We start from the raw sequence: 24,328 nt of genomic DNA on the forward strand, positions 1-24,328 counted from the left end.
GTCCGGCTACGCCACCGAGGCCGGGACGGCGCGGTGGTGTTCGCGGCGCGTTGCGCTGCGGCGCCATGCCACCAGACGGCAGACGGCGTAGATGAGGAAGGAGATCGTTGTCACGTAGGGGCTGATGGGCAGCCGCCCGGCCAGGGCCAGCATGATGCCGCCCACCACGCTTGTCACGGCGAAAACGACGCTGAGGGCCACCGTGAGCGCGGGACGCGCGGTGACCCTGAGCGCCGCCGCCGCGGGCGTCACCAACAGGCTGAGCACCAGCAGCGCGCCGACGATCTGGATCGACAGCGCCACGGCCAGTCCCAGCAGGAGCATAAAGGCCACGGACAGTCGGCCGGCCGGGACGCCGCGCGCGGCGGCCACGGTGGGGTCGACGCTGACGAACGTCAGCGGGCGCCAGATGGCGACCAGTCCGGCCACGACCACCACGGCGCACACCGCCAGCAGGCCGAGCTGGACGTCGTCCACGGCCACGATCTGACCGGTCAGCAGACCGAACTTGTTGGCGCTGCGCCCCTCGTAGAGCGCCAGGCAGAGGATCCCCAGGCCCAGACCGAAGGGCATCAACACGCCGATGATCGAGTTCCTGTCCTTGGCGCTGGCACCCATGAGGCCCAGGACCAGGGAGGCCACGATCGATCCGATGATGGAGCCGAAAACCACGTTGGCCCCGATGAGCAGGGCAAACGCGGCGCCCGCGAAGCTCAGCTCCGCGATCCCGTGCACCGCGAAGGCCATGTCGCGCATCATCACGAACACGCCGATCAGCCCGCCGACCAGCCCGAGCACGGCGCCGGCGATGATCGAGTTCGAGACGAGGGGCAGGACTTCGGCGTAGTTCTCGAAGCTAAAGACGGTGCGCAGGAGGTCGTTGAAGTCCACGGCTACTCGGCGTCCTCTCCGTGGTGGTGTGCGACGGCGTCGGGGATGCCGACGACGACGATGCGGCCGTTGCTGCGGAAGACTTCGATGGGGCTGCCGTACAGTTCCGAGAGGACTTCCCCCGTCATGACTTCGCGCGGCGTGCCGATGTGGAAGCGCCCGCCGGCCAGGTACAGGACCCGGTCCACGTACTGCAGGATCGGGTTGATCTCGTGCGTGACGAAGACGACGGCGCTGCCCTGGTCGCAGGCCTGGCGGTGGATGAGCGACGAAACCGCCTGCTGGTGGTGCATGTCCAACGAGAGGAGCGGCTCGTCGCAGAGCAGCAGCCGCGGATCGTCGGCGAGGGCCTGCGCAGCGCGCAGCCGCTGCTGCTCGCCGCCGGAAAGGATGCCCACGGGACGGTCCGCATAACCGGTGGCCCCGACCTTCTCCAGCAGGCCGTCGACCTTCCGGGACAGGGCCTTGCGCCCCGTCAGCCGGGGGCCCCAGCGGTGGCCGTCCATGCCCAGCGCGACCAGGTCCCGGGCGCGGAGCGGTGTGTCCTCGGGGAACCCTTTCTGCTGCGGAATGGTCCCTATCAACCGGGACCCGCGGCTGGCGGGACGGCCCGCCACCTCCACGGTGCCGGCGGACAGTTCCTGGAGGCCCAGGAGGACGCGCAGCAGCGTGGTCTTGCCGGAACCGTTGGGGCCGAGGACCGCGAGGAACTCCCCGGGGGCGACGTCGAGGTCGAGCCCTTCCCACAGCGTCCGGCGACCGAAGCTCAGCCTCGCGCCCCGAAGCCGGACGGCCGGTACGCTCGCCGTTGGCTCAGCCGTCAAGGGCTGCCGCCAGCGACTCGGTGTTCGACGACATCCACGACACGTAGTTGGTACCTTCCGGCAGGGTTTCGGTGAATTCGACGACGGGGACGCCGGCGGCCTCCGCGGCGCTTCGCACGGCCTCGGTCTGCGGTCCGGCCGTCTGCGCGTTGTACGCGAGGACAGCATACCCACCGTCGGAGAGCCCGTCGCGCAGTTCCTTCAGGAGCAGGGGCGAGACGTCGCCGCCCTCCTCGATGGCCTCGCTGAATCCCTCCGGCGTCCCGTCCACCAGGCCCGCCTCGAGGAGGAGATAGTAGGGAACCGGCTCGGTCATGGCGAACCGCTTGCCGTTCGACGACTCCGCCAGGGCAGCGATCTTGTCCTCGACGGATTCCAGCGACGTGGCGAACGCCTCGGCGTTGGCCTCGAAGGTCGATGCCGATTCGGGCTGGAGCGCGCCCAGGCGCTGGGAAATCTCACCGGCCAGGGCCGCGACGGTGTGGACGTCGTACCAGACGTGCTCGTTGCCGGCCGAGTGGTCGTGGCCGTGGTCCTCCGCCTCGGCGCCGGTGTCGGCGGCGCCGTCGGACGCCTCCGCAGCGGCGCGCCCTTCCTCGGCAACGTGCGCGTCCTCGCCCTCGTGGGCGGGCTCCGCGGAGTCGACGGCGGAGAGAACGGCCTCGGCGGACAGCCCAAGGTCCTGGGTCAGGACGTCGATGAAGTGGTCGTACCCTCCGCCGTTGGCCACCACCAGGTCCGCCTTGGAGACCGCGAGCTTGTCCTGGGCGGTCGCCTCGTAGGAGTGGGGATCCTGGGAGGTTTTATCGATGATGGCACTGACCTCGACGTCGTCCCCACCGACTGCCCGGGCGACGTCGGCGTACACGCTCGTGGACGCCACCACGGTCAACCCGTCGTCGGCCGCACCGTCGGCGGGCCCCGACGCGCAGCCGGCGAGGGCAAGTGCTGCGACGGACACGGTTGCGGCGGACAGGAGGGCGCTCGAGCGCATGGGGGACCTTTCGGGTTCGGCGGTGGGCCGGGCGGCCTCCGAAATTCTAACTCAAATGCGAGTCATTTTCATTATCGCTGAACCCGTTCTGGCGCCGCAGCCCCTGGGACTGCGTCGCGTCCCGGATTTCTCCCACAAGTTGCTCCAGCACGTCCTCGAGGAAGAGGACGCCCCGCGTTGTCCCCGCCGCGTCGTTGACCCTGGCGAGGTGCGAGCCGGTCCGCTGCATCACCGCCAGCGCGTCCTCGATCTCGTCGTCCAGCCGCAGGTTCGCCAACGTCCGGAGCTTGGTGACCGGGATCGGCTCGTCGTAGCGCGACGGGGGGATGTTCATCACGTCCTTGAGGTGGAGGTAGCCCGAGAGGCTGTCCTCGTCGTCGAGGATGACGAACCGGGAGAAGCCCGTGCGGCCCACGGCGCGCTCGAACTGCGCCGGCGTGGTGTTCCAGGGCAGCGCCACCAGCTCGTCCAGCGTCACCATGATGCCCTCGGCCGTGTAGCCCGAGAACTCCAGCGCCCCGGAAATGAGCCCGTTGTCGTCCTCCACGAGTCCGTGCCGCGTGGACTCCTGCACGATCGACTGCACCTCTTCCAGCGTGAACGAGGACGTCACCTCGTCCTTCGCCTCCACCCGAAGGAGCCGGAGCGAACGGTTGGCGATCCAGTTCAACGAGGCGACGACGGGGTGCACCAGCTTGGACAACCAGAGCAGCGGCGGGGCAAGGAGCAGGACCGCGCGGTCCGCGACGCTCACCGAAATGTTCTTGGGAACCATCTCGCCGAACGTGACGTGCAGGAACGTGACGATCGCGAGCGCGAGGACGAACGCCGTTGTGTCCGCCACGGCGTGCGGCACGCCCACTGACTCCAGCGGGGCCGCGAACAGGTGGTGGATGGCCGGCTCGGCGACGTTGAGGATCAGGAGGGAGCAGACGGTGATGCCCAACTGGCACACGGCCAGCATGAGGGACACGTTCTCCATCGCGCGGAGCGCGGTTCTCGCCGCCGCGCTGCCGGCGTCCGCCAGCGGCTCGATCTGGCTTCGCCGCGCCGTCATGACGGCGAACTCGGCGCCGACGAAGAACGCGTTGCCGAACAGCAGGACCACCAGCCAGGCGATGCCGGCCCAGTCGCTCATCGGTGTCCCCCCGTCGCCTTGTCCGCGGCGCTGGGCTGCTCGGCGGACGTCGGCCGGAAACTCACGCGCTCCACTCGCCGTCCGTCCATTCGCTCGACGACCAGTTCGCCGGAGCCGGTCTCCACGGTGTCGCCCGCGGCCGGGATCCTGCCCAGCTCGCTCATGATGTAGCCGCCGACGGTCTCGTAGGACGCGTCGTCGGGGACGTGCAGCCCGGGAACCTGGTCGCCGAGCTCGTCCGGGCGCAGCAGGCCAGGGAAATACCAGTTCCCCGCGGCCGACTGCAGCACGCCGGGCTTCACACGGTCGTGCTCGTCCGCCACCTCGCCGACGATCTCCTCGATGAGGTCCTCGAGCGTCACCATTCCCGCGGTCCCGCCGTACTCGTCCAGGACCATGGCCACCTGGAGGTTCGCCTCGCGCAGGTCGGAGATCAGGGAGTTGAGGTGGACCGTCTCCGGAACGGAGATGATGTCGGTCATGATGTTGGCGGCGACGAGCCCGCCGCGCTTCCGGCGCGGGACGGCCACGGCCTTTTTCACGTGGCAGACACCTAGCACGTCGTCGGCGGACTCGCCGATGACGGGAAAGCGCGAGTAGCCGGTGCGGCGGGCCGTCTCAATGACCTCGGTCAGCGGGTCGTCGTCGCGGACGGTCTCCATGCGGATCCGCGGCGTCATTACGTCGGCCGCGGAGCGCTCGGAGAAGCGCAGCGTGCGGGAAAGGAAGTTCGCGGTGTCGCGGTCCAGCGTTCCCATCTCGGCCGACCGGCGCACCAGGGAGGCCAGCTCGGCGGGGCTGCGGGCTCCGGAGATCTCCTCCTTCGCCTCGAGCCCCATGAGGTGCAGGATGCGGTTGGAGAATCCGTTGAGGACCAGGATGGCGGGCTTGAAGACCGCGGTGAAGACCAGCTGGGGGCGCGCGACGGCGCGCCCGATCGCCAGCGACTCGGCGATCGCGAGGTTCTTGGGGATCAATTCGCCCAACACCATGGAGAAGAGGGTGGCGAGGATTAGGGCGACGACCAGCGACGTGGGTCCGGCGGCGTCGCCCAGGCCCGCGGCGGCCAGGACCGGCGTCAGGAGCCTGCCGACGGACGGCTCCATGACGTAGCCCGTGAGCAGTGTGGTCAGGGTGATCCCCAGCTGGCAGGAGGAGAGCTGCGTGGAGAGCGACTTGAGGCAGCGCATCAAGGGGACCGCGGCCTTGTCGCCGGAATCCACGGCGCGCTGCACCGTGGCCTGGTCCAGCGCGACGAGGGAGAATTCGACGGCGACAAAAAAGCCCGTACCCAGGATCAGAAGCAGTCCACAGAAGAGTAGGAACCACTCCATCTAGCGGGCCACCCCTGCTGCGCGCTGGGTGCCGCGGCGCTGAATCGGCGAGCCGGGTCTAGAGGGCTCCGTCGGGGATTCGGGGCACGCGGCGGAGGCGGGAAGGAAAATGCCGGCGCGGCGCTCGGAGGCGGCGGGCCGGCACGGTGAGTGGCTGTCCATAAGGGCACCAGTCTACAGAAATTTTGGGCCCGGCGGGCGCGCGGACGCGCCGGCCGAAACGCGGCGGCAGATTCGCAACGGCTGGTGGAAAGTCACTAGACTAGCCGCAGGTCTAGGACTATGTCGTCGTGCAGTCCAGGCCAATGGGCAACGAGCGACGAGGCAACCAGGGAAGAGGCGTAACCGTGCCAGATCAACCACACCACCGACTGACCGAGGAATTCGGCGGCAACGAGTGGCTTGTCGACGAGCTGTACCAGCAGTTCCTCCGCGACAAGAACTCCGTCGACAAGAAGTGGTGGGACATTTTCGAATCCTTCGGCGGCACGGATTCCACCCAGCGGACGCAGGCCGGCGATGCGGGGTCGACGACGCACCCCGCCAAGGCGCCCGAGGCCCAGACCCGCCCCACGCCCGGCGCGGCGCCCCGCGCGGCGACCAACGCGCGTGTGGTAAACACCACCGGCGGCGGAGCCGGATCGTCGGCCGAGTCCTCCGAGACCGCCGCCGCAACGTCCGGCAAGGCGGTTCCCGCCGAGCCGGCGAAGGAACAGGCCAAAACGGAGGCCGCCCCCAAGACCCAGCCCATCCCCGCGGAGCTTCCGAAATCAGCGTCCGGCCCCGCCGCGACCGAGGAGGACAAGGCCACTCCCCTGCGCGGCCCGTCCAAGGCCATCGCCACCAACATGGAGCAGAGCCTGACGGTCCCGACGGCGACGACCGTTCGCGCCGTCCCCGCCAAGGCGCTCATCGACAACCGCGTGGTCATCAACAACCACCTGGCCCGCGCCCGTGGCGGCAAGGTCTCCTTCACGCACCTGATCGGCTTCGCCGTCATCCGCGCCCTGAAGCTGTTCCCCTCGCAGAACGTCACCTACGCCGAGGTCGACGGGAAGCCCTTCGCCGTCCAGCCCGCACACGTGAACTTCGGCATCGCCATCGACATGCCCAAGCCGGACGGCTCGCGCATGCTCGCGGTCCCGAACATCAAGAAGGCCGAGAACCTGAACTTCTCGGAGTTCTGGAACACCTACGAGGACCTGATCCGCCGCGCGCGGAACAACAAGCTGACCGCCGACGACTACGCGGGCACCACGGTCTCCCTGACAAACCCCGGCGGCATCGGCACCGTCCACTCGGTACCGCGCCTATCCAAGGGCCAGGCAACCATCGTCGGCGTCGGCGCGCTGGAATACCCCGCCTCGTTCCGCGGCTCCAGCGAAAAGACGATCGCGACCCAGGGCATCGGCAAGATCATCACCCTGACGTCCACCTACGACCACCGCGTCATCCAAGGCGCCGGCTCCGGCGAGTTCCTCCGCCTCGTCGAGTCGCTGCTCCTGGGCGACCAGGGCTTCTACGACGAGATCTTCGAGGCCCTGCGGATCCCTTACGAGCCCGTGCGCTGGACGGTCGACAACCAGGTCGACGTCGAGCTGCAGGTCAACAAGATCGCCCGCATCCAGCAGCTCATCCACGCCTACCGCGTGCGCGGCCACCTGATGGCGGACACGAACCCGCTGGAGTACGTGCAGCGGCGCCACCCGGATCTGGACATCCAGACCTACGGCCTGACCCTGTGGGACCTGGACCGCGAGTGGGTGACCGGCGGATTCGGTGGACAGCCGCGCCTCCCGCTGCGCAAGATTCTCGGTGTTCTGCGCGACGCCTACTGCCGCACCACCGGCATCGAGTACATGCACATCCAGGACCCGGAGGAACGCGACTGGTTCCAGTCCGAGCTGGAGCACGAGTACTCCAAGCCGACCCGCGAGGAGCAACTGCGCATCCTGGGCAAGCTCAACGCCGCCGAGGCGTTCGAGACGTTCCTGCAGACGAAGTTCGTGGGCCAGAAGCGCTTCTCCCTCGAGGGCGGCGAGTCGCTGATCCCGCTCTTGGACGGCATCATTTCCGACGCCGCCGACGAGGGCATGGACGAGGTCGCCATCGGCATGGCGCACCGCGGACGCCTGAACGTGCTGACCAACATCGCCGGCAAGACCTACGCCCAGGTCTTCCGCGAGTTCGAGGGAACGCAGGACCCCCGCAGCGTGCAGGGCTCGGGCGACGTCAAGTACCACCTCGGCACCGAGGGCCGCTTCGTCTCAGACCACGGCAACGAGACCAAGGTCTACCTGGCCGCCAACCCGTCCCACCTGGAGGCCGTCGACTCGGTCCTCGAGGGCATCGTGCGGGCCAAGCAGGACCGCCTGGACCGCGGCGACGGCGGGTTCGGCGTCCTGCCGATCCTCGTGCACGGCGACGCGGCGTTCGCGGGCCAGGGTGTGGTGGCGGAGACGCTGAACCTCTCCCAGCTGCGCGGTTACCGCACCGGCGGCACGATCCACGTGGTCGTGAACAACCAGGTCGGCTTTACGACCTCTCCCACGGCATCGCGCTCCTCGGTCTACTCGACCGACGTGGCGAAGATGGTCCAGGCCCCCGTGTTCCACGTGAACGGCGACGACCCGGAGGCGGTGGTCCGCGTGGCCCAGTTCGCCTTCAAGTACCGCCAGAAGTTCAACAAGGACGTCGTCATCGACATGGTCTGCTACCGCCGTCGTGGACACAACGAGGGCGACGACCCGTCGATGACCCAGCCCATGATGTACAACCTCATCGAGGCCAAGCGCTCGACCCGCAAGCTGTATACCGAGGCCCTCGTCGGCCGCGGCGACATCACGCAGGAAGAGGCCGACCAGGCCCTGCGCGACTACCAGGAACGCCTGGAGCGCGTCTTCTCGGAGACGCACGCCGCGCAGACGTCCCCGATCCCGGTCATCAGCACCGGCGGCACGGTCCACGACCTGGAGCTGCCGACGTCGCAGCTCGACGACGAGTCGAAGCCCGCGCGCACGGAGACGGCGATCACCGCCGAAACGCTGGCCGGCATCGGAGCCGCCCACCTGCAGATCCCCGACGGCTTCACGGTGCACCCGAAGCTCAAGGCCCTGCTGGAGCGCCGCGAGCAGATGTCGCGCGAGGGCGGCATCGACTGGGGCTTCGCCGAGCTCGCGGCCTTCGGCTCGCTGTCCATGGAGGGCGTCCCGGTTCGGCTCGCCGGCCAGGACTCGCGCCGCGGGACGTTCGTGCAGCGGCACGCCGTCTTCCACGACCGCGCCAACGGCAACGAGTGGATGCCGCTGCAGCACCTGTCCGAGGACCAGGCGAAGCTCTGGATCTACGACTCGCTGCTGTCCGAATACGCGGCCATGGGCTTCGAGTACGGCTACTCCGTTGAGCGCCCGGACGCGCTGGTTCTCTGGGAGGCGCAGTTCGGGGACTTCGTCAACGGCGCCCAAACGATCATCGACGAGTTCATTTCCTCAGCCGAGCAGAAGTGGGGCCAGCGCTCGTCGCTGGTGCTGATGCTCCCGCACGGCTACGAGGGGCAGGGCCCGGACCACTCGTCCGCACGTATCGAGCGCTTCTTGCAGATGTGCGCGGAGGACAACATGGTGGTGGCCAACCCGTCGACGGGCGCCAACCACTTCCACCTTCTGCGCCGCCAGGCCTATGCCCGGCCGCGCAAGCCGCTGATCATCTTCACCCCGAAACAGCTCCTCCGCCTGAAGGCGGCGGCCTGCTCGGTGGAGGACTTCACGCAGCGCGGATTCCAGGAGATCATCCCGGACACCGCGGGCCTGAACGCGGCGAAGGTGGACCGCGTGGTCCTCGTCTCGGGCCGGTTGTACTACGACCTCGAGGCGGCGCGCCGGAAGGCCGCCGACGAGAAGACGGCGATCGTCCGCGTCGAGCAGCTCTACCCGCTGCCCGCCAAGGCCATCGCCGACGAACTGGCTAAGTACCCGAACGCCGAGGTTCTCTGGGCGCAGGACGAGCCGGCCAACCAGGGACCGTGGCCGTTCATCGGACTGAATCTGGCACCGGAGCTGGACCGGGAGATCCGACTTGTGTCGCGCACCGCGTCGGCCGCCACCTCGACCGGGTCGCACAAGCGGCACGACATCGAGCAGTCGCAGCTCCTGCAGCAGACGTTCGGCCGCGGCTGATCGCCGCCGAACCAGCGTAGGCATATTTCGGCGGGCGGGACGGATTTCGGCCCGCCCGCCCGTTCTATCGGGTCGCCGTTAGCGGCCCCAACCGCCGAGAGAGGTCTTTCGTGCAACAACGCATCATCCGCATAGCGGCAGTGGGCAACGAACTGCTGGCCGGGCACGGCGATCCCCGAGCTTTGGGCTGGTACGGCCGCGTCCTCGCACGGACCGCTGCCGAAAACGTGCGGCTCGAGAGCTACACGCTCGCGAGTCCGGACGAGGGCACCGAGGTGCTGGCGCAGCGCTGGCTGGAGGAGGCGGGGCGGCGCTTCGGAGACGGTTGCGACAACCGGCTCGTCGTGGCGCTCTCCGACTACGACCTGGACCTCGGCCTCTCCACGGCGCGCAGCCGCCTCAACCTCGCCAATATTCTCGATGCCGCCTCGCAGATGAGCATCAAGGCGCTCGTTGTCGGGCCCACTCCCGGACTGGACGCCGAACGCAACGCGCGGTTGGCCGAGCTGTCGGCCGCATACGGGGATGTGGCGGACAGGCGCCACCACGCCTACGTCGACACCTTCGGGCCCCTGCAGCACCATGAGCAGTGGCGCAACGACCTGGCGGCGAACGGTGGGCTTCCGGGTCAGGCCGGCCACGGGCTTGTTGCCTGGCTTGTCCTGCACCGCGGCTGGCACCGTTGGCTCGACTTGCCCGAGCCCGCCGCGGGCTAGCCGCTCCGCGACTCGGCCCGTTCGCAACGGTGATGCCTCGCCGCTGCGGACGGGCCTTTTCGTGCCCGGAGCCGCGAAACCCCCTTGCGTCGTCCGCCATCGCGACATATCGTGAGTCGTACAACGCGACATATCGCGATTCTGCGGCGACGGGAAGCACCATGGACAAGGACAGTTGGAGCATCGACTCCCCCCAGACGATCGACATCGACTCGGTGACCCGGTTGCGCGTGGCCGTGGTTGGAGGCCGAGTCGACGTGTTGGTCCACGAGGAACCGTGCGTGAGGCTTTAGGTGTCCGAGATCGAGGGTCGCCCGTTGCGCCTGTCGCTGGAGAACGGCAAGCTCACGGTGCGCCACGGCGAGGAGATCTCCCTGGGTCGCGCCTGGGGCGGGTCCTCGATCCCCGACCGCGCGGTCCTGAGCCTCGGCCTCCCGGCCGGCCTTGCGGTGTCGCTGGAGTCCGTCAGCGGCGACTCCCTGGTCTGCGGATGCGCCGCCGGGGTTGAGATCTCCACGGTCTCCGGCTCCCTGATGGTCGACGACACGGCCGGCGCGCTCCGGGTCAGCACGGTGAGCGGCGAGGCCATCGTCAGGGCGCACAACGGCGAGCTGGTCGCCAAGACGGTCACCGGCGAGGTGACGGCCTCCGGCACCCTCAGCCACGTCCGGGCCACCACGGTCAGCGGCGCCATGGCCTTCGACCTGCACGGCCACCCGCGCGACCTTGCCGCCAAGTCGGTCTCCGGCGATGTCACCATCCGGGTGCCGGCGGACACGGCCATAGAGGTCAACGCCAACACCGCAACGGGCAGGATCAACCTGAACGACCGGCGCTACGCTGGCCTGGCCGAGCGCGTGCGCACCCGCCTCGGCCCCAGCGGCCCCGCGCTGGCCGTCCGCTCCACGTCGGTCTCGGGCACACTGTCCGTGTTCCACCGCGCCGAGGCCGCGGAACGTCCGGTGGCCATCTGATGCCCCCGGTTTTCGCCCACGGCGCCCTGCGCCTGTACCTGCTCTCCCTCCTGGCCGACGGCGACAGGCACGGCTACGAGATCATCACCGCCTTGTCGGACAGGTTCGGCGGCACGTACAAACCCAGTTCCGGCACCGTGTACCCGCGGCTGGCCAAATTGGAGAAGGAGGGCCTGGTGGCGACGGCGACCGACGGGCGGCGCACCGTCTATAGCCTGACGCCGGCCGGCCGGCGGGAGCTCGAGGAGCGCGGGCCGGACCTGGCCGCGGTCGAGGCGGACATCTCCGATTCGGTGAGCCAGCTGGCGGACGGGTTGCGCGCCGAGCTGCGCAGTTCCATGAAGGGGCTGAAGGCGGACCTTGCCGCCTCCTCGGAGGCGGCAAGGTCCGCGGCCCTCCGCTCGCCGACCGCCCGGGAGCCCGCCGGGGCCCGCGCGGTCGGCGAACTGGACTTCCTGGTCAACGACTTCCGGGGCGAGGTGCGGGTCCTGCTGCGCCGCGCCGAGGCTGCCGGCGGAGTGGACGAGGCCGCGGACCAGACCATTCGCACCGTGCTCGCCCAGTCCCTCGCCACCATCAGGGCCACGCTGCACGCGGGGCCCCCGTCCGTCGGTTAGGTCACCTCCCCCGCATGTGGGAGACTGGTACGCAGTTCTTTTTGATCTAAGTAAGGAGGCAGCTATGAGCAAGCGAGCACGCAAGCGTCGTGACCGTAAGCGTGGCGGCGCGAACCACGGTAAGCGCCCCAACACCTAAACGGTTCGGTATGCAAAAGGGTCCACATCCCCCGCGGGATGTGGACCCTTTTGGCGTTCCGGGAGCCGGGCTCCGGCTAGGCGTGGCCGGACTCGACGCGGATCTCGCTGATGCGCCCCATGATCCGCTGCTTCAGCGTCTCCGGCGCCACCTCCTGGCAGCTGCGGCGCACCACGGAACGGATGATGCACTCCAGGTCATACTCGTGCGCGCACTCCTCGCAGTGCTCGAGATGCCCCTTGACTTCCGTCAGGTCATCAAGGGACAACGCGCCATCCAGGTATTCGTAGAGCCGGACGATCCGCTTGTCGGCGCAGTCGCCCAGCGATTGGCAGTCGCCCATTATTTTCCCTCCTGCGCGGCGGCAACCGCGCGGCCGTTCGTTGTCGTTTTTTTGCCGAGGCCGCGCTCGGCGGCATAGTCGGCCAGTAATTCGCGCAATTGCTTGCGCCCGCGGTGCAGACGGGACATCACCGTGCCCATGGGGATCCCGAGGATTTCCGCTACTTCCTTGTAGGCGAACCCCTCGACGTCCGCGAAGTAGACGGCGAGTCGGAACTCCTCCGGGATCGATTGGAGCGCGTCCTTGACGTCCGAATCGGGCAGGTGGTCCAGCGCCTCGGCCTCGGCGGACCGAAGACCCGTCGGCGTGTGTTCGGCCGCCTGGGCCATCTGCCAGTCCTCGACCGTGTCCGTGCTGGAACGCAACGGTTCGCGCTGCCTCTTGCGGTACAGGTTGATGTACGTGTTGGTGAGGATCCGGTACAGCCAAGCCTTGAGGTTGGTGCCCGGCTTGTACTGGTGGAACGCCGAGTAGGCCTTCGTGTACGCCTCCTGCACCAGGTCTTCGGCGTCGCTGGGGTTGCGCGCCATGCGCATGGCGGCGGAGAACAACTGGTCGACGTACTGCATGGCGTCGCGCTCGAAACGGGCGCGCCGCTGCTCTTCGGATTCGGCTCCATCTGGCACGATCTCGGTGCTCTGGCTACTCTCGGTCATCACGCCCCAGTGTACGCCGGGGGCGCCGTCCAACCCTGCGGGTGCCTCCACGGTCAATGTGCCCATAGGCGGGCCTCCCTTCCGGCGCGGAACCCGCGCCGCCACCGATGCCAACCGGCATCCCTCACGTACCTGACTCAACCGCCGCAGAGTCGGAGCTATTCCCCGCCAGGGGCACGCACCCATCGAAAAAGTGCAAGACTAGGTGGAGCGAAAACGCACCCCGCCGAACCCGGAGGTACACATGTCTCTCGTCCGCCTGATCGCACGCCCCCTGTTGGCCTCGAGCTTTGTCTGGTCCGGACTCGAGCGCCTGCGCAAGCCCACGGAATCCGGGGAACGCCTGCGGCCCGGACTGCGCCGGCTCTCCGCCGTGGCACCGCAGCTCGGCCAGTTCGCCGAACGGCCGGCCACGGTCGCCCAGGTCCTCGGCGGCGTCCAGGTGGTCGCCGGCCTGCTGTTCGCCCTCGGCAAGTTCCCGCGCCTCTCGGCGTCCCTGCTCGTGGGCGCATCCGCCCTGACGTCCTTCGAGGACTCCTCCGGCTCCTCCAACGGTTCGCGCTCCGGCGCCCGCCTGCGCAACGCGTCGCTCGCCGGCGGCGTGCTGCTCGCCTCGGTGGACACGGCGGGCCAGCCGTCGCTGGCGTGGCGGGCGCAGCACCTGACGGCCGACGCCCGCAAGCACCTGGCCAAGACCAACCGCGATCTGGGACGCACGGTCAAGCGCACCGCAGCCGACGCCCGCAAGACCGCCGGCGAGGTGATCGGCCACTAGGCCCATCCGCATGACCATTCCGGCTCCCCAGGTCCCCACCGCCCCCGCGCCTTGGCGCGCCCCCAGGGCGGCCGCCCCCGTCAACGCCACGCTGCGCGTTCCCGCGTCCAAGTCGCTGACCAACCGCTACCTGGTGCTGGCGGCCATCGCCTCGGGGCCGAGCCGCCTGCGCGCGCCCCTGCACTCGCGGGACTCGGAACTTATGGTTCGCGCCCTGCGCGATCTGGGCGCCGTGATCGAGGAGGTTCCCGGCGAGGGCGCCTACGGCCCGGACCTTCTGGTGACGCCGATCGGGCCCGGCGCCGGGCCCGGCGACGTGGCGGTCGACTGCGGCCTCGCGGGCACGGTCATGCGTTTTGTCCCGCCCGTCGCCTCCCTGACGCGTTCGGCGGTCTCCTTCGACGGGGACGCGCACATGCGCAAGCGCCCCATCGGCGCCGTGATCCGCGCCCTGATGGACCTGGGAATAGACGTCGACGACGCCGGTCGGGGAAGCCTGCCGTTCACGGTCCGGGGAGCGGGCGGGGTCCGCGGCGGGCATCTGGTGATCGACGCCAGCGGTTCCTCGCAGTTCGTCTCCGCGCTGCTTCTTGTCGGGGCCCGATTCGGCGAGGGCCTCCACCTGGAACACGTCGGTAAACCCGTGCCGAGCCTGGACCACATCCGCATGACGGTCGAGGTGCTGCGCAGCCTTGGCGTCGACGTCGACGACTCCGTGCCCAACCACTGGGTGGTCTCCCCCGGGCCCGTCGCCGCGTTCGACCGCACGATGGAACAGGACCTCTCCAATGCCGGACCGTTCCTGGCGGCCGCCTTGGCCACCGGCGGCACCGTGACGATCCCGGACTGGCCGGAGCACACCACCCAGGTCGGCGACGCCTGGCGCTCCATCCTGGCGCGAATGGGCGCATCCGTGGAGCTCGCCGACGGGACGCTCACCGTGCGCGGCGGGCAAGGCATCAGGGGCATCGAGCTCGCCGACGCCTCGGAGCTCGCTCCCACCGTCGCGGCCCTCTGCGCGCTGGCCGACGGCGAATCCCGACTCACGGGGATCGCCCACCTGCGCGGCCACGAGACCGACCGGCTCGCGGCCCTCGTGGCGGAGATCAACAACCTCGGCGGCGACGCCGAGGAAACGCCCGACGGCCTGGTCATCCGGCCGCGGCCACTGCACGGCGGACTGTTCCGCAGCTACGCGGACCACCGTATGGCGACGGCCGGGGCGATCATCGGCCTGGCGGTCGACGGCGTGGAGGTGGAGGACATCGGCACCACGTCGAAGACCATGCCCGAGTTCCCCCAGCTGTGGGCAGCTCTCGCCGCCACGGCGGATCGAAGCTGACGATGGGGCGCGACGCCTACCAGTGGGACGAGTCCGACGTCCGCATCCGCCCCAACAAAAAGGGCTCGAAGCCCCGCACAAAGGACAGGCCGGCCTACGACGACGCAGTGATCGGCCGCATCGTGACCGTGGACCGGGGCCGCTACACCGCCATCCTCGGCGAGGACTCGGAGGACGAGCGGATCGTTGTGGCCGCGCGCGCCCGCGAACTGCGCCGCTCCCCGATCGTCCCCGGCGACTTCGTTGCCCTGGTGGGCGACACCAGCGGCTCCCCGGACAGCCTCGCCCGCCTGGTGCGCATCCAGGACCGCCACACCGTCCTGCGGCGCAGCGCCGACGACACGGATCCGGTGGAGCGGGTCGTGGTCGCGAATGCCGACCAATTGGTCATCGTCGTCGCCGCCGCGAATCCGGAGCCCCGGACGGGGTTCATCGACCGTGCGCTGGTCGCCGCGTACGACGCCGGAATCGAACCGGTGCTGTGTGTCACCAAGGCCGATGTCCGGGACCCCGCTCAGCTCCTCGAAAACTATCGGCACCTCGACTTGGAAGTCGTGGTCAGCAAGTCGGCGGGCGACTCCTCGACCGGCATCGACGCGCGCTCGGCCGACGGCATGTCCGCGCGCCTCGAGAGCGGCGCCGTGGAACAGCTGCACCGGCTGCTCGCCGGCAAGGTGAGCGTGGTGCTGGGCCATTCCGGCGTGGGCAAGTCGACGCTGGTGAACGCCCTGACGGGCGCCCAGCGTGCGACCGGCGGAGTCAACGCCGTCACCGGCCGCGGCCGCCACACGTCGTCATCGACGCTGGCGCTGCGCGTGGGCGACGCGCCCGCCGGAACCTGGATCATCGACACGCCCGGCATCCGCTCGTTCGGACTCGCGCTCGTGGACCCGGACCACATCCTCCAGTCCTTCCCCGACCTGGTGCCGGCCTCCGTGGACTGTCCCCGCGGCTGCACACACGCCGTTGACGCGCCCGGCTGCGCGCTGGACGCCTGGGTGGTCCGCCCCGAAGCGGACCCCTCCGGTCCGGCCCGCCTGGCCTCCCTCCGGCGGCTCCTCGGCGCCGAGGACAAGGTCGACGCCAAGCAGTTGGGGACCGTCTAGGACCACGGGCGACGGGTCGGCCTGCGGTAGGTTGGAGGGCATGACCCGCGACGTAATGAGCTACAACGATGACCTGCGCCTCGCGCACGTGATCGCGGATTCCGTGGACTCGCTCACCATGTCCCGCTTTAAGGCCATCGACCTGAAAGTGGATACCAAGCCCGACCTGACGCCCGTGACGGACGCGGACCGCGACGCCGAGGAGGCCATCCGCAGCCATCTGGCCCGCGCCCGCCCCCGCGACGCCGTCCTCGGGGAGGAGTTCGGCAGCTCCGGCCACGGGGCGCGCCGCTGGGTCATCGATCCGATCGACGGCACCAAGAGCTTCGTGCGCGGAGTCCCCGTCTGGGCCACCCTGATCTCCCTGATGGACGAGGGCCGTCCCGTCGTCGGCCTGGTGTCGGCCCCCGCGCTGGGCCGCCGCTGGTGGGCCGCGGAGGCGATGGGCGCCTACACCGGCAAGTCGCTCGCGGCGGCCACGCGCCTTCGGGTGTCCGGCGTTGGCGAACTGGCCGACGCGTCGCTGTCCTATTCCAGCCTGGGAGGCTGGCGCGACCGCGGGCAGTTGGACCAGATGCTGGAGCTGCACGACGCCGTGTGGCGAACCCGCGCCTACGGCGACTTCTGGTCGTACTGCCTCCTGGCCGAGGGTGCCGTCGACATCGCATGCGAGCCGGAGCTGAACCTCTACGACATGGCCGCCCTGGTGCCCATCGTCACGGAGGCGGGGGGCCGCTTTACCTCGCTCGAGGGCGAGGAGGGCTGCTTCGGCGGAAACGCCCTGGCCACCAACGGCAAGCTCCACGAGGCGGCCCTGGGCATCTTCGCGCGCGACTGAGGCCGCCCGCCCGTCGAACCGGCGCGTCACGATTGTGCCGCGCCGCCTGCCTGGTGCAATATTTAGGCATGGCTAAATATCCGATGCCGCGCTCGAGGACGAGCGCGTGACCCTTCCAAGCGGTGCAAGGCCGCCCGGGCGGCTCGGGATCCGGGCCGCCGCGCGGGCCGCTGTCTGCATCCTCCTCGTGTCCGGCTGCGCCGCGCCGCCGGAGGCGAACGCGGCGCAGGACAAGCCCGTGGTGCTCACGACCTTCAGCGTGCTGGCCGACCTCGTCAGGCAGGTCGGAGGAGACCGCGTCGAGGTCCTGTCCATCACAAAGCCCGGCGCCGAAATACACGGGTACGAGCCGACTCCGTCCGATCTGGTGCGGATCCACGAGGCGGACCTTATGCTGGACAACGGATTGGGCCTGGAACGTTGGTTCGGCCGGTTCGTCCGCGATCTCGAGGCCCCGCATGTGGTGCTCTCCGAGGGCGTCGACCCGGTGGACATCGCCTCGGGGGCGTATTCGGGCCGCCCCAACCCGCACGCCTGGATGTCGCCCGTTCAGGCCCGCACCTACGTGGACAACGCCGAACGCGCCCTGGCCGCCCTGAGTCCCGCCGATGCCGGCTACTTCGCGCAGCGGGCCGACGCCTTCCGCGACAAGCTGATGGACCTCGAGTCCCGCACGCGGGCCGGCGTCGCATCCAACCCGCACGCGGCCCTCGTCACGTGCGAGGGCGCCTTCTCCTACCTCGCCAGGGACATGGGCATCGAGGAGCACTTCCTGTGGCCGGTGAACTCCGACGCGGAAGGCACACCCCGGCAAATCAGGGAGCAGATCGAATTCGTGAAGTCCAAGAAGGTGCCGGCCGTCTTCTGCGAGTCCACCGTGAACTCCTCCGCGCAGGAGAGGGTCGCCGCCGAGACCGGCGTCCCCCTGCGCGGGCCGCTGTACGTCGACTCAGTGTCCGGACCCGAGGGCCCGGTACCGACGTTCCTGGAACTGCTGACCTACGACATCGACCAAATCCTGGAGGGACTGGACCATGCCCCAGCCAACGGCTGAACCCCGGCAGGCGGCCATCGACGTTGCCGGCCTCTGCGTGAGCTACGGGACCACAAGCGCGCTGGAGGACGTCGAATTCAGCCTGCCCGTGGGCGAACTCTGCGGACTCGTGGGCGTCAACGGCAGCGGCAAGTCCACGCTGTTCAAGACGCTGATGGGACTCGTCTCCCCGTCGTCCGGTACCGTACGGCTCTTCGGCGTCCCGCCTGGGCGCGCCAGAAAGGAAGGGCGCATCACCTACGTGCCCCAGGCCGAGGCCGTCGACTGGACCTTTCCGGTGAGCGTCCGCGACGTGGTGATGATGGGCCGCTACGGCTACATGGGCCGCTCCCGCCGACCGTCGGCGGCCGACCGCGCCGCGGTCGACGAGGCGCTGGACCGGGTCAACCTGGCCGAGCTTGGGGGGCGGCAGATCGGCGAACTGTCCGGCGGGCAGCGCAAGCGCGCCTTCGTGGCCCGCGGCATCGCACAGGACGCGGACCTGATGCTGCTCGACGAGCCGTTCGCCGGCGTCGATGTGGGCTCGGAGCGCCTCATCAGCGCTCAGCTGGAGTTGCTGCGCAGCTCGGGACGAACCATTCTCATGTCCACCCACGACCTGGCGGGAGTGCCCAAGCTCTGCACGCACGCGCTGCTGCTCCACCGCACGGTACTGGCCGCCGGCGAGCCGGACCGCGTCCTCACGGACGCGAACCTTGCCCTCGCCTTCGGCTCCGACGGACGGGAGGCCGCGCGGTGAACCCCCTTGTTTGGCTCGCCGAGCCCTTCGGCTACGGCTTTATGACGAACGCGCTGATGGTCACGGTCGCGGCGGCACTGGTGTGCTCCGTGCTGTCCTGCTGGCTGGTCCTGATGGGCTGGTCCCTGATGGGCGACGCGATCTCCCACGCGGTCCTCCCCGGCGTGGCGCTCTCCTATCTCGTGGGGGTGCCCTTCGCCGTCGGGGCCCTCGTCTTCGGGCTCGGAGCGGTCTACCTGATCGGGGGCCTGCGCTCCACCACCAAGCTCAAGTCGGACACGGCCACGGGCGTGGTCTTCACCGCACTGTTCGCGCTCGGCCTCGCCATCGTGTCCAAGACGCCCAGCCAGGTGGACCTTGGGCACATCCTGTTCGGAAACGTGCTGGGCGCCGGTACATCGGAGCTGCTCCAGGTCCTATCCCTCGGAGCCGTCACGCTCGCGATCGTGCTGTACCTGCGCAAGGACCTCACGCTGATGGCGTTCGATCCAGTCCACGCCCACGCGATCGGGCTCAACGCCCGGGTACTCAACGCCGTGCTGCTTGGTCTGCTGGCGCTTACGGTCGTCACCAGCCTGCAGGCCATGGGCATCATCCTGGTGGTGGCCATGCTGATCATCCCCGGCGCCACGGCGTTCCTGCTGACCAGGCGCTTCGGCCGGATGCTGCTGGTCGCGTCCGTGTTGGGCGTGGCGTCCGCCGTGGCCGGCATCTACGCCAGCTACTATCTGGACCTCTCGACGGGCGCGTCGGTGGTCCTCGCGCAGGCCCTGATGTTCCTGGCCGCGTACCTCTTCGCGCCCCGCGTCGGCGTTGTTCCGGCCGCGGTCCGGCGCCGGACGGTGGCCGCATGATGCTCTCCAGCAGCGAGGAGGACTATCTCAAGGCGGTCTACGGGCTGGGCGAGTGGGACAGCCGCCCCGTCACGACCGGCGCGGTGGCCGTGAAGCTGGGCGTCTCCCCCGCCTCGGCGACGGCAATGGTGGCCAAGCTGGTCGGGCGCGGGCTCCTGGACCACCCGCCGTACGGCTCCGTGTCGCTGACCGGCGAGGGGAGGCACGCGGCCCTCTCGATCGTGCGCCGCCACCGCCTGATAGAGACCTTCCTGGTCGGCGAACTCGGCTACGCGTGGGACGAGGTGCATGACGAGGCCGAACTACTCGAGCACACGGTATCGGCCCGCTTCATCGACCGGCTGGACGCCCGCCTCGGCCGGCCGGACAGCGACCCCCACGGCGACCCGATCCCCACGGCCGACGGCGACCTCCGGCTGCCCGACGCCGTTCGGCTGGACCTCGCCCCGGAAGGGCGCGGCGTCGTCGTGCGCGTCAGCGACGTGGACCCGAGCCTGCTGCGCGCGTGCGCGGCCGAGGGGATACTCCCCGGGACACAGCTCGACTCGGCCAGCCACCCGCTCACGCCGGAGCAGGCCCGCGGGGTGTGGATCGTGCCCGCGGCGCATCAGGCATGAGCCGCGCCCGGCTTCCGGTGCGCACCGCCGCGGCGGTGGCCGCGGGCGGCTTCGTCGGGACGCTCCTTCGCTACGGGCTGGGGGTGGCGTCGCCCGACCCCGCGGCCTTCCCCTGGACGACGCTGGGAATCAACGTGGGCGGCAGCCTGGTGCTAGGAGTCCTGACCGGCATGTGGCTCGCCGGCGGGCCCGGAGCGGACTCCGTCGCATTGCGCGCCGCCGTGGGCCCGGGACTGCTGGGCGCGTTCACGACCTTCTCCGCCGTGGCCGTGCACGTCGCCGCGGCGGCAACGTCCAGCGGCGCGCCGTCGGCCGCGCAGGCTGGGGCGTATCTTGCGGCGTCGCTCGTCGCCGGCCTGGCCGCCGCCGCGGCGGGCCTATGGCTTGGCGGCACAAGGTCCCGCCGCGGGCGGTCATCGTGAGCGCGCTCGCGCTGGCGCTCTGCGTGGGTGTCGCCGGTTCCGCGGGCTCCGTCCTCAGGGTCTGGTTGGACGCGCTTCTCACGCCCCCGGCCAGGGACGACGACGCCGGCAAGGCGCACTCCTGGCCCGTCGGTACCCTGGCAGCCAACGTGCTGGGCTCCCTGGTGATGGGGTTGGCAACGGCCCTCGCGCTGGCGTCGGGACTTCCCGGCGACGCGCGCACCATTGTCGCCGTCGGCTTCTGCGGCGGCCTGACCACCTTCAGCACCTTCAGCGTCGCGACGTTCAGGTTGTGGGAATCGGGGCGGCGCGGGGGCGCCGTCGGAAACATCCTCGCCAACGTGCTGCTCGGGGTTGCGGCCGCGGGCCTTGGCTACTGGCTGGGAACCCTGCCGCCAGGGTAGCCGGGCGGCCAATGCCGGGGCGCCGTGACACCGGACAACGCCTGCCGCTCCGGTGTGCGGCGTGTCGGCTCGGCGCGCGTTGGTAGGCAGGGTGTTGTTGGGAGCGGGCCGGGTTGCAACCGCGCGGAATGGGGTGCGTCGGTTCGCGTTTCGGTGGGCGGGGCCTAGCGTGCGGCGCGTCGACCCGCGGGGCGGCGCGCATCGTGGTCGCGGGGCCGCTCCGCCAGGGCGCGGGCGTCCGCCGCGGCCAGGCCGCGGTCCCGCCACGCCAGCATCCCGCCGACGACTGTGAGGCACAGCATGATGCCCGCCAGCCACGGCCGTCCGACGACCAGAAGCAGGATGGCGCCGCCCAGGAAGAGGGCGTGCGCAACAACGGGGTGGGCCGGCCACGGGAGCCGCCGCTTGGACTTTGGCGCCATAAAGACCGCCCAGAAGACGACCAACGGCACGGCTGCCACAACCATGGCCAGGAGCGGGAAGAGCGGCAAGGCCTCGATGGCCCACAACCCCGCGGCGCCGAGCAGCGCGACCTCCAGGATGAACGCCATCGCTCCCGCCGCGCGCACATTGGGTGTGCCCACCTCGGGTCCCTGACGCTGCGTCTCCATGTGCCATCCCTTCATCCGGCCGATCTTGCCCTCACCGGGCGGGGCCTCCCGCCACCAGGTCCGCACCCATTGTATGCGCGACTCGCGCGGCCCCTGTTGCGCGTGGGACGCCCGCCACCTGCGGTCCGCACCGGCGCTGCGCGGTCGGTGCAGGCCGGCCGAATGGAAAGTCGGGGCCGGCGCGGACCGGCAGCATGCTGCTCGAACGTTCCGCGCCGAAAACAAAAGAGGCCCGGAAATCCGGGCCTCTTTCGCTGGTGGAGATGGGGGGAATTGAACCCCCGTCCGATGTGGTTTTGCCAGGTCTTCTCCGGGCGCAGTTTGCTGTGGATTTTCTCTGCCCCATCAGCCGTCGCGCAAACAAGCGGCTGGACCCTTGCGGGCTACCCTGGGCACAGTCACCTAAGTTATGCCAAGCACCCCGGTGACGTGGGTACCTGGCAGTGGCTATCTAAATGACGCCAGTATCAGGAGCGATAGCAATTCCTGGCTGACGGACTGTCTGGCTGCTTAGGCAGCGAGAGCGAAGTCAGTGCGCTTAGATTCGGCACTTATTGTTTTGCAGAGAGCGTTTCCGAGATAACCCTGCATCCTCGGCCCGCTTCTCCTGTCGCGACTCACACCGTCGAAACCGATCATCCCCGTATTTTGTTGCCAACGGCGGGTTGCTCCGCCGAACTCCCGGGGGCTTGCCCCGGACTTCTAGTGTAACCCCGGTTGCCGCCAATGCATTCCCCGGGGGCAACCGCCACTACGCGGTGCGGCGGTTCCGCTCGCGCATCGCGCGCAGAGCCTCGCGGTTGTCCTGCTTTTCGCGCAGCGTCTGCCGCTTGTCGAACTCGCGCTTGCCCTTGCCCACGCCGATCTCCAGCTTGGCACGGCCGTCCTTGAAATACAGCTGGAGGGGCACGATCGTGAAGCCGGACTCTTGGATCTTGCGGCTGATCTTGGTCAGTTCCTCGCGGTGCAGCAGCAGCTTCCGGCGCCGGCGCGCGGTGTGGTTGGTCCACGAGCCGTTCAGGTATTCCGGGATGTACACGGCCTCGATGAACAGCTCGTCGCGGTAGAACTGGCCGAACCCGTCCACCAGAGACGCCTTGCCCTCGCGGAGGGACTTGACCTCGGTGCCGCTGAGGACCATGCCGGCCTCGAACGTGTCCATGATGTTGTAGTCGTGGTGGGCCTTGCGGTTGGTCGCAACAACCTTGCGTCCGGTTTCCTTGGGCATGGCGACCTCCTCCTGCAGCTGTGATTGGTTCCACCCAATGGCGGAAGATCAATCCTACGCTACAGCAGGCCCATCGGGTCCACGGCGCTGCCGTCCAGGATGGTCTCGAAGTGCAGATGGCACCCGGTCGAGTTGCCCGTTGTGCCGACGTATCCGATGACCTGGCCCTTGCTCACGCTCTGCCCGGCCGAAACGGTGTAGTAGGACATGTGGTGGTAGTTCGTCGCCAAGGCGTGGCCGTTCACAACGCCGTGGCTGACGGTCACCTTGTTGCCGGAGCTGCCGGACTGCTGCGCGTACCAGACCTCGCCGGCAGCCGCGGCGTGGATCGGCGCCCCGCACGCCCCGCCGAATCCCCAGTCCAGTCCCGCGTGGACGTAGCCGCCCATGCCGCCGTAGTCGATGGTGCCGGCCGGCGTGGGGCGCCAACCGAAGCCGGAGGTGATGTATCCCCCCGAGGCCGGAATGCGCAGCCCCCACCCACCGGACGATCCGGACGGCACCGAGGCCGCGTCCCGGGCATCCTGCGCCTCGCGCTCCGCGGCATCGGCGGCGGCCTGCTTGCCGGCCGCGTCCCGGGCGTTCGCGCGACGCGCGGCCGCGGCGGCCGCGGCGCGTTCCGCCGCCTCCGCCTCGGCGGCCCTTTGGCGCGCGGCGGCCGCGGCCTCCTCGCGCTTCTTTTTGGCGGCGGCCTCACGGATCAACCGCTCCTGCCGCTCCTTGATGTCGGACAGGACTTGGGCATGTTCGGCTTCCTGCTCCTGGATCTGCGCCTTGATCTGCGGGCGCTTCTCCGTCAGTTCGGCACTCAACGCCTCGGCCTTGCCGATCAGGCCGTCGACCTTGCGCTTGCTCGCCTCCGCCTCGTCGCGCGCGTCCTGTTCGTGGACCAGCGCGGCCTCGGCCTTGATCTTCAGGCCCCGGATCTCCTCCTCGACGGCCTCGAGACGGGCCTGCGAGTTGCGGTCGGTCGCGTGCTGCTGGCTCAGTTCGTCCAACACCGCGTTTTGGCTGCGCAGCGCCTGGTCGGCGAGGTCCATGCCGGTGGCCAGGTTTCCGTCGGCGCCGGCGTCCATCATCAGGCTGAGATTGCTGGAGACGCCGCCGCGCTTGTAGGCCTGCGTCGCAATCTGCCCGATGAGCTTCCGCGTGTCCTCGAGTTTGGCGGCGTCGTCGACGATCTGGCGCGCGATCTGGTCTCGGGTCTGCTGGGCCAACTGCACCCGCTGCGCAAGCGAGTCGACCTCGTCGGTGGCCGACTGCACGCGCCCCTGCGCCTCGGACAGCGCCTGTTGCGCCGCGGGCAGCTGGGACTGGTAGCCCTTCAGCTCGCGCGCCACCTTCTGGATGTCCGCGTTGAGGAACTCCAGATCGCTCTCGAGGGAGTCGATGCTGCTCTCGATCTCCTGCTTGTGGTCGTTCAGCTCGTCCGCCTGGGCGCCCGTCGCGGACAGGGAAAGGACCAGCACCGTGGCGAGGACGCCGCTCAGCGCGGTCGTGGGCATGGCGCACCGGGTCCGTTCCGCCAAGGGTGGTC

26 protein-coding genes and 1 other RNA gene are annotated in these 24,328 nt (G+C 69.5%); 16 read left to right on the plus strand and 11 right to left on the minus strand.

Annotated features, from left to right (window positions below; all coding sequences use genetic code 11):
* Positions 1–6 precede the first annotated feature (6 nt).
* From AC3ZJJ_RS08300 to AC3ZJJ_RS08320, 5 genes are read right to left on the minus strand one after another with little or no spacing between them, the layout of a single operon-like run.
* Positions 7–891 (minus strand): metal ABC transporter permease, encoded by an 885-nt coding sequence (locus AC3ZJJ_RS08300; protein WP_489895349.1) that lies wholly within the window; start codon positions 889–891, stop codon positions 7–9.
* Positions 892–893: 2 nt separating this feature from the next.
* The gene (locus AC3ZJJ_RS08305) at positions 894–1,715 is read right to left on the minus strand and encodes a metal ABC transporter ATP-binding protein (protein WP_489895351.1); all 822 of its coding nucleotides are present in this window, start codon (positions 1,713–1,715) and stop codon (positions 894–896) included.
* Positions 1,705–2,709 (minus strand): metal ABC transporter solute-binding protein, Zn/Mn family, encoded by a 1,005-nt coding sequence (locus AC3ZJJ_RS08310; RefSeq protein ID WP_489895353.1) that lies wholly within the window; start codon positions 2,707–2,709, stop codon positions 1,705–1,707. The genes AC3ZJJ_RS08305 and AC3ZJJ_RS08310 overlap by 11 nt, the downstream gene beginning before the upstream one ends.
* A 46-nt stretch (positions 2,710–2,755) precedes the next feature.
* Positions 2,756–3,847 carry a hemolysin family protein gene (locus tag AC3ZJJ_RS08315; RefSeq protein WP_489895355.1) on the minus strand — a complete coding sequence of 364 codons (1,092 nt, stop codon included), beginning with the start codon at positions 3,845–3,847 and terminating at the stop codon, positions 2,756–2,758.
* Positions 3,844–5,181: a hemolysin family protein gene (locus AC3ZJJ_RS08320; RefSeq protein ID WP_489895357.1), complete on the minus strand. Its 1,338-nt coding sequence runs from the start codon at positions 5,179–5,181 to the stop codon at positions 3,844–3,846. The genes AC3ZJJ_RS08315 and AC3ZJJ_RS08320 overlap by 4 nt, the downstream gene beginning before the upstream one ends.
* Before the next feature lie 347 nt (positions 5,182–5,528).
* On the opposite strand from AC3ZJJ_RS08320, the gene AC3ZJJ_RS08325 reads away from it, so the two are divergent.
* From AC3ZJJ_RS08325 to AC3ZJJ_RS08350, 6 genes are all read left to right on the plus strand, one after another.
* Positions 5,529–9,356, plus strand: a complete 3,828-nt coding sequence (locus AC3ZJJ_RS08325) for a multifunctional oxoglutarate decarboxylase/oxoglutarate dehydrogenase thiamine pyrophosphate-binding subunit/dihydrolipoyllysine-residue succinyltransferase subunit (protein WP_489895359.1) — start codon at positions 5,529–5,531, stop codon at positions 9,354–9,356.
* Positions 9,357–9,466: 110 nt separating this feature from the next.
* Entirely contained in the window at positions 9,467–10,072 is a 606-nt protein-coding gene (locus AC3ZJJ_RS08330; protein WP_489895361.1) for a GDSL-type esterase/lipase family protein, read from the plus strand.
* Positions 10,073–10,233: 161 nt separating this feature from the next.
* Positions 10,234–10,365 (plus strand): hypothetical protein, encoded by a 132-nt coding sequence (locus AC3ZJJ_RS08335; RefSeq protein ID WP_489895363.1) that lies wholly within the window; start codon positions 10,234–10,236, stop codon positions 10,363–10,365.
* Entirely contained in the window at positions 10,366–11,046 is a 681-nt protein-coding gene (locus tag AC3ZJJ_RS08340; protein WP_489895365.1) for a DUF4097 family beta strand repeat-containing protein, read from the plus strand.
* The gene (locus AC3ZJJ_RS08345; RefSeq protein ID WP_489895367.1) at positions 11,046–11,663 is read left to right on the plus strand and encodes a PadR family transcriptional regulator; all 618 of its coding nucleotides are present in this window, start codon (positions 11,046–11,048) and stop codon (positions 11,661–11,663) included. Before AC3ZJJ_RS08340 ends, AC3ZJJ_RS08345 begins: the two co-directional genes overlap by 1 nt.
* A 64-nt stretch (positions 11,664–11,727) precedes the next feature.
* A complete protein-coding gene (locus AC3ZJJ_RS08350) occupies positions 11,728–11,802 on the plus strand; it encodes a 50S ribosomal protein bL37 (RefSeq protein ID WP_369299106.1) in 75 nt (24 codons plus the stop codon).
* Between the two features lie 76 nt (positions 11,803–11,878).
* On the opposite strand, the gene rsrA is transcribed toward AC3ZJJ_RS08350, so the two are convergent.
* Both rsrA and AC3ZJJ_RS08360 read right to left on the minus strand, forming a co-directional pair.
* Positions 11,879–12,145, minus strand: a complete 267-nt coding sequence (gene rsrA, locus AC3ZJJ_RS08355) for a mycothiol system anti-sigma-R factor (RefSeq protein ID WP_489895369.1) — start codon at positions 12,143–12,145, stop codon at positions 11,879–11,881.
* Complete coding sequence (locus AC3ZJJ_RS08360; protein ID WP_489895371.1) at positions 12,145–12,867, minus strand: sigma-70 family RNA polymerase sigma factor; 723 nt, start codon at positions 12,865–12,867, stop codon at positions 12,145–12,147. Before AC3ZJJ_RS08360 ends, rsrA begins: the two co-directional genes overlap by 1 nt.
* A 178-nt stretch (positions 12,868–13,045) precedes the next feature.
* Here AC3ZJJ_RS08360 and AC3ZJJ_RS08365 point away from each other — a divergent pair, with 178 nt between their 5' ends.
* From AC3ZJJ_RS08365 to crcB, 10 genes are all read left to right on the plus strand, one after another.
* On the plus strand, positions 13,046–13,576 hold the full coding sequence (locus AC3ZJJ_RS08365; RefSeq protein ID WP_489895373.1) for a DoxX family protein: 531 nt from the start codon (positions 13,046–13,048) through the stop codon (positions 13,574–13,576).
* A 10-nt stretch (positions 13,577–13,586) separates the two neighbouring features.
* Positions 13,587–14,918 (plus strand): 3-phosphoshikimate 1-carboxyvinyltransferase, encoded by a 1,332-nt coding sequence (aroA, locus tag AC3ZJJ_RS08370; protein ID WP_489895375.1) that lies wholly within the window; start codon positions 13,587–13,589, stop codon positions 14,916–14,918.
* 2 nt (positions 14,919–14,920) lie between these two features.
* Positions 14,921–16,024: a ribosome small subunit-dependent GTPase A gene (gene rsgA, locus AC3ZJJ_RS08375; RefSeq protein WP_489895377.1), complete on the plus strand. Its 1,104-nt coding sequence runs from the start codon at positions 14,921–14,923 to the stop codon at positions 16,022–16,024.
* Between the two features lie 40 nt (positions 16,025–16,064).
* Positions 16,065–16,862, plus strand: coding sequence for a histidinol-phosphatase (gene hisN, locus AC3ZJJ_RS08380; protein ID WP_489895379.1), 798 nt, complete (start codon positions 16,065–16,067; stop codon positions 16,860–16,862).
* A gap of 106 nt (positions 16,863–16,968) precedes the next feature.
* The gene (locus AC3ZJJ_RS08385; RefSeq protein WP_489895381.1) at positions 16,969–17,916 is read left to right on the plus strand and encodes a metal ABC transporter substrate-binding protein; all 948 of its coding nucleotides are present in this window, start codon (positions 16,969–16,971) and stop codon (positions 17,914–17,916) included.
* Positions 17,897–18,655, plus strand: coding sequence for a metal ABC transporter ATP-binding protein (locus AC3ZJJ_RS08390; RefSeq protein WP_489895383.1), 759 nt, complete (start codon positions 17,897–17,899; stop codon positions 18,653–18,655). Before AC3ZJJ_RS08385 ends, AC3ZJJ_RS08390 begins: the two co-directional genes overlap by 20 nt.
* Positions 18,652–19,509 (plus strand): metal ABC transporter permease, encoded by an 858-nt coding sequence (locus tag AC3ZJJ_RS08395; RefSeq protein WP_489895385.1) that lies wholly within the window; start codon positions 18,652–18,654, stop codon positions 19,507–19,509. The genes AC3ZJJ_RS08390 and AC3ZJJ_RS08395 overlap by 4 nt, the downstream gene beginning before the upstream one ends.
* Positions 19,506–20,126: a metal-dependent transcriptional regulator gene (locus AC3ZJJ_RS08400; RefSeq protein ID WP_489895387.1), complete on the plus strand. Its 621-nt coding sequence runs from the start codon at positions 19,506–19,508 to the stop codon at positions 20,124–20,126. Before AC3ZJJ_RS08395 ends, AC3ZJJ_RS08400 begins: the two co-directional genes overlap by 4 nt.
* Positions 20,123–20,548 (plus strand): fluoride efflux transporter FluC, encoded by a 426-nt coding sequence (locus AC3ZJJ_RS08405; RefSeq protein ID WP_489895389.1) that lies wholly within the window; start codon positions 20,123–20,125, stop codon positions 20,546–20,548. The genes AC3ZJJ_RS08400 and AC3ZJJ_RS08405 overlap by 4 nt, the downstream gene beginning before the upstream one ends.
* Positions 20,545–20,952 (plus strand): fluoride efflux transporter CrcB, encoded by a 408-nt coding sequence (gene crcB, locus AC3ZJJ_RS08410; RefSeq protein ID WP_489895391.1) that lies wholly within the window; start codon positions 20,545–20,547, stop codon positions 20,950–20,952. The genes AC3ZJJ_RS08405 and crcB overlap by 4 nt, the downstream gene beginning before the upstream one ends.
* A gap of 164 nt (positions 20,953–21,116) precedes the next feature.
* Here crcB and AC3ZJJ_RS08415 read toward each other — a convergent pair whose 3' ends face one another.
* The 4 genes from AC3ZJJ_RS08415 to AC3ZJJ_RS08430 all read right to left on the minus strand — a co-directional run bounded on the left by AC3ZJJ_RS08415 (position 21,117) and on the right by AC3ZJJ_RS08430 (position 24,320).
* Positions 21,117–21,563 carry a YrdB family protein gene (locus tag AC3ZJJ_RS08415; RefSeq protein ID WP_489895393.1) on the minus strand — a complete coding sequence of 149 codons (447 nt, stop codon included), beginning with the start codon at positions 21,561–21,563 and terminating at the stop codon, positions 21,117–21,119.
* Between the two features lie 255 nt (positions 21,564–21,818).
* Positions 21,819–22,206: a transfer-messenger RNA gene (gene ssrA, locus AC3ZJJ_RS08420) on the minus strand.
* A gap of 108 nt (positions 22,207–22,314) precedes the next feature.
* Positions 22,315–22,791 carry an SsrA-binding protein SmpB gene (gene smpB, locus AC3ZJJ_RS08425; RefSeq protein ID WP_489895395.1) on the minus strand — a complete coding sequence of 159 codons (477 nt, stop codon included), beginning with the start codon at positions 22,789–22,791 and terminating at the stop codon, positions 22,315–22,317.
* A gap of 59 nt (positions 22,792–22,850) precedes the next feature.
* On the minus strand, positions 22,851–24,320 hold the full coding sequence (locus AC3ZJJ_RS08430; protein WP_489895397.1) for a peptidoglycan DD-metalloendopeptidase family protein: 1,470 nt from the start codon (positions 24,318–24,320) through the stop codon (positions 22,851–22,853).
* Between the last annotated feature and the right edge of the window lie 8 nt (positions 24,321–24,328).

This window comes from Arthrobacter sp. AOP29-A2-19 (genome assembly GCF_058138025.1).

What these genes read in the sequence shown, in the direction of transcription:
- AC3ZJJ_RS08310 (WP_489895353.1), bottom strand. Translation starts at nt 2,709, where the DNA reads ATGCGCTCGAGCGCCCTCCTGTCCGCCGCAACCGTGTCCGTCGCAGCA.
- AC3ZJJ_RS08315 (WP_489895355.1), bottom strand. Translation starts at nt 3,847, where the DNA reads ATGAGCGACTGGGCCGGCATCGCCTGGCTGGTGGTCCTGCTGTTCGGC.
- AC3ZJJ_RS08320 (WP_489895357.1), bottom strand. Translation starts at nt 5,181, where the DNA reads ATGGAGTGGTTCCTACTCTTCTGTGGACTGCTTCTGATCCTGGGTACG.
- AC3ZJJ_RS08335 (WP_489895363.1), top strand. Translation starts at nt 10,234, where the DNA reads ATGGACAAGGACAGTTGGAGCATCGACTCCCCCCAGACGATCGACATC.
- AC3ZJJ_RS08345 (WP_489895367.1), top strand. Translation starts at nt 11,046, where the DNA reads ATGCCCCCGGTTTTCGCCCACGGCGCCCTGCGCCTGTACCTGCTCTCC.
- rsrA (WP_489895369.1), bottom strand. Translation starts at nt 12,145, where the DNA reads ATGGGCGACTGCCAATCGCTGGGCGACTGCGCCGACAAGCGGATCGTC.
- AC3ZJJ_RS08360 (WP_489895371.1), bottom strand. Translation starts at nt 12,867, where the DNA reads ATGGGCACATTGACCGTGGAGGCACCCGCAGGGTTGGACGGCGCCCCC.
- AC3ZJJ_RS08365 (WP_489895373.1), top strand. Translation starts at nt 13,046, where the DNA reads ATGTCTCTCGTCCGCCTGATCGCACGCCCCCTGTTGGCCTCGAGCTTT.
- aroA (WP_489895375.1), top strand. Translation starts at nt 13,587, where the DNA reads ATGACCATTCCGGCTCCCCAGGTCCCCACCGCCCCCGCGCCTTGGCGC.
- rsgA (WP_489895377.1), top strand. Translation starts at nt 14,921, where the DNA reads ATGGGGCGCGACGCCTACCAGTGGGACGAGTCCGACGTCCGCATCCGC.
- hisN (WP_489895379.1), top strand. Translation starts at nt 16,065, where the DNA reads ATGACCCGCGACGTAATGAGCTACAACGATGACCTGCGCCTCGCGCAC.
- AC3ZJJ_RS08390 (WP_489895383.1), top strand. Translation starts at nt 17,897, where the DNA reads ATGCCCCAGCCAACGGCTGAACCCCGGCAGGCGGCCATCGACGTTGCC.
- AC3ZJJ_RS08400 (WP_489895387.1), top strand. Translation starts at nt 19,506, where the DNA reads ATGATGCTCTCCAGCAGCGAGGAGGACTATCTCAAGGCGGTCTACGGG.
- AC3ZJJ_RS08405 (WP_489895389.1), top strand. Translation starts at nt 20,123, where the DNA reads ATGAGCCGCGCCCGGCTTCCGGTGCGCACCGCCGCGGCGGTGGCCGCG.
- AC3ZJJ_RS08415 (WP_489895393.1), bottom strand. Translation starts at nt 21,563, where the DNA reads ATGGAGACGCAGCGTCAGGGACCCGAGGTGGGCACACCCAATGTGCGC.
- smpB (WP_489895395.1), bottom strand. Translation starts at nt 22,791, where the DNA reads ATGCCCAAGGAAACCGGACGCAAGGTTGTTGCGACCAACCGCAAGGCC.